Source organism: Micromonospora sp. KC721 (assembly GCF_004348355.1).
In the GTDB taxonomy this organism is placed as follows: Bacteria; Actinomycetota; Actinomycetes; order Mycobacteriales; family Micromonosporaceae; genus Micromonospora.
Genome location: NZ_SMJY01000339.1, coordinates 1 through 3,063 on the forward strand (window position 1 = coordinate 1; position 3,063 = coordinate 3,063).

General features: G+C 68.0%; 2 protein-coding genes. Both read left to right on the top strand.

The annotated features are described in order from the left end of the window. Window positions 1-774, top strand: a 774-nt coding sequence (locus E1182_RS29980) for a hypothetical protein (protein ID WP_207921575.1), incomplete at its 5' end; no start/stop codon positions are given. 182 nt (window positions 775-956) lie between these two features. Next, window positions 957-2,006, top strand: a complete 1,050-nt coding sequence (locus tag E1182_RS29985) for an ATP-dependent DNA ligase (RefSeq protein ID WP_243706500.1) — start codon at window positions 957-959, stop codon at window positions 2,004-2,006. Window positions 2,007-3,063: the final 1,057 nt, after the last annotated feature.

The following is a 3,063-nucleotide window of genomic DNA, read 5'->3' on the forward strand; positions in this document are numbered from 1 at the left end:
CCGCCAGGGCAGCCGACCGCCACCGCGCCCGGTCTCACCCCGCAGCAGCGCCTGACCACTCTCGCCGACACCATCCGCGCGGTACCGGCCGACAACAGCACCGGCCCCTACACCTACCTCCACACCCAGACCTGGGCCCGCGCCACCACGACCATCACCCGCACGGACCTCAGGCGCTGGCGGCATCCCGACGGGTCTGGACAGGAAATCACCCGCCGGCTACCGGACCTGCCCGCAGTCGACCACCAGCCGAAGCCCGCAGAGCGAGCGCTGTTCGCGCGAGCCCAGAAAACGATCATCCGGCACCTGGCCGGTGACCTTCACCCGTACCTGCCCGAGCCGCCACCGGTTGACCCGGCCGCGCTTGCCGGCCTCCTGGCACCGCCCGAGCTATCCGACGAGCCGGCGTACCCACGGCTACTCGTCGGCGGCGTCGTCGGCCTGGCCACCAGCCAGTACCTGCACCACGAGCAGCGCGCGGCATGCCTGCGCGTCCTCGCCATCATCCCGACCATCGCGTACCAGGGCGAAACCAAGGACATCGCCGGTCGGCCCGGCCTCGCTTTCGCGGTGACAGCCGACGGGTCGACCTCGACGATCGTCATCGACGCCCGCACTGGCGAACTTCTCGCCGCTCATGAGCGGGTCACCGGCCCTCGACCCGGCTTGTTCGCGTACGTCCTGGTCGTCGAACGCGGCCGTACTGCGAGCGTCGGAGACACCGTCCGACCCCGAGCTACCCGCCCGACGGGTAGGAAGGCCCGGACAAAGTGACCGCGCGGCGTCCGTAGGGGTACGGACCGGCGCTACCCGAGGTCACTCGTCCGGGCCTTCGCCCACACGCTCACCAGGCATTCACCGTCCGGCATCTTCCAGCGCGCGATCCCTCACCTCTTGCAGCATCCGAAGCAGGAGGTGAGGGGGATTCGCGACCACGGTCAGACGCGCCCGACTGCGTGAGCCCGACCCGCCGCCGTGCCGGGCCGGCCGCCGACGCCGTCCTGCGTCCCCCCGTCATGCCCATGCTCGCCGCGGGCGTCGACGTCGTCCCTGAAGGGGCGGGCCTGGCCTACGAGCCGAAGTGGGACGGCTGGCGGAGCTTGGCCTTCCGCACCCCCGACGGCGTGTATCTCCAGTCTCGGGCAGGACGGAACCTGAGCCCGTACTTCCCGGACATCACCCGAGCGCTGCGCACGGTCCCGCCAGGAGCTGTTCTGGACGGCGAACTCGTCGTCTGGGAACGGGACCGGACGAACTTCGCCCTCTTGCAGCGCCGCATCGTTGCCGGCAACCAGCTCCTGACCGTCGTCCGCCGCCACCCCGCACACTACGTCGTCTTCGACCTCCTCAGCGCCCCGCCCGGCCGACTCCTGCTCGACGCGCCGCTGTCCGACCGCCGGATGCTGCTGGCCGACCTGCTCGCCGGTGTCTCGCCCACGGTCACCCTGTCCCCGCAAACCACGGACATCACCCAGGCCACGCAGTGGCTGAGCACCTGGACCGCCGCCGGCATCGAAGGCATCATGATCAAACGGCTCGACAGCCGGTACGAGCCCGGGCGGCGGGCCTGGCAAAAGTACCGCGCCTACTGCACCACCGAGGCGATCATCGGCGGCGTGACCGGCACGATCCACGATCCGGAAACCCTGCTCATCGGCCGCCACGACCGGTACGGCCGGCTTCGATACACCGGCCGCACCCACCCACTCCGGGCGCCACAGCGCCGCGAACTCGCGACACTGCTCTCCCCGCTGCAACCCGCGCAACACCCGGGTGGCCCAGTCACGCATCCCTGGCCGCAACCCCTGCCAGCGAGCTGGTCCGGGCAGCTCGACCGGCCCGAGCCGCTGCGCTACATCCAGGTGCAGCCCGCCGTCGTAGCCGAGATCGACGTCGACACCGCATACGAGCACCACCGCTGGCGGCATCGTGTCCGGTACCTCCGCCCGAGGCTGGACCTGTCCGTCTACGACGTGCCGCTGCTGCTCGACGACAACGGGCGATGACCGGCCGGTGCGACAGCGGCACATACCAGACAAGGCCCAAGATCAGGGTGTTGTCCACACGTGCTCTCGTTGTCCACAGACTCAGCGCGGCCACCGCGAGCCTCACCATTCCCCGCCGAGACTAGGAGCTGTCGGCGAGGTCGCCACCCGGGCTGCTGGCCACGGCCACGCGCAGGTGGAGCCGGCCCGGTTCGCAGGCCACCGACCGCCTACCCCCGCGCCGGTCAGCGCCAACCGGCGCGGGGGTAGACCGCGACAGGCATTCAACCTCCAGCGTCTGAAGTCGCACTCACCGGCTTCCAACTTCGGCCGATTACCTTCGGTAATGATGAGCCAGCAGCGGCCTCGAATGCGGCTAGCTGAGCCGACCCCCCTGGAGCCAGAATCACCAATCCCGAGCAACGAGGGAAGGCAGTCCGACCACAGCGTGCACGTGGTATGAAAGGGCGTCCCCATGAGACGCTGTTTATGCCGGAACGCCGATCCGATACACCGGCCCGGACAGTTACTCTCACGCACTACCGGAGGCCGACTTGGCACTGCCCAACACCCCGACCGAACCCCAGGACCCCAACTCACGGGGCGGCAACGACGAGGCTCTGATCAGCCTGAGCTTGGCGTCCGCGCTGGTAGAGCTACTTAACAACGTCATCGCGGCACCCACAGACAAGGCCCCCACCCTGACAGGACTGGGAGCCTTGGCCGCAGCTGCGATCCTGATCACGCTCTGGCATGAGCATGATCGTCGCTAATTCCAACTGACCTACAACTAACTCCTCCAAGGGGGGTCGCTCTATTGAGCGGCCCCCCTTGCTATTTATATCAGAAACCCCCGCCGACACAACAGAGAACATTTTTCTATTCGCACAGCGCAGAGCCATCAACTACACCTTCTGACTACCTTGACTCCAAAGACTCCGGCCTTGATTTCTGGTTGATATGGGCTCGGCATTCCAGCGAGGAAAGTCAAGGTGCGAGGAGGGGGCGGGTAGGAAAGGGAGCCTCGGCGGTCGGCATGGACGCGTCTGGTTGTAGCTGGCGCTGGGCTGCTGGGGAC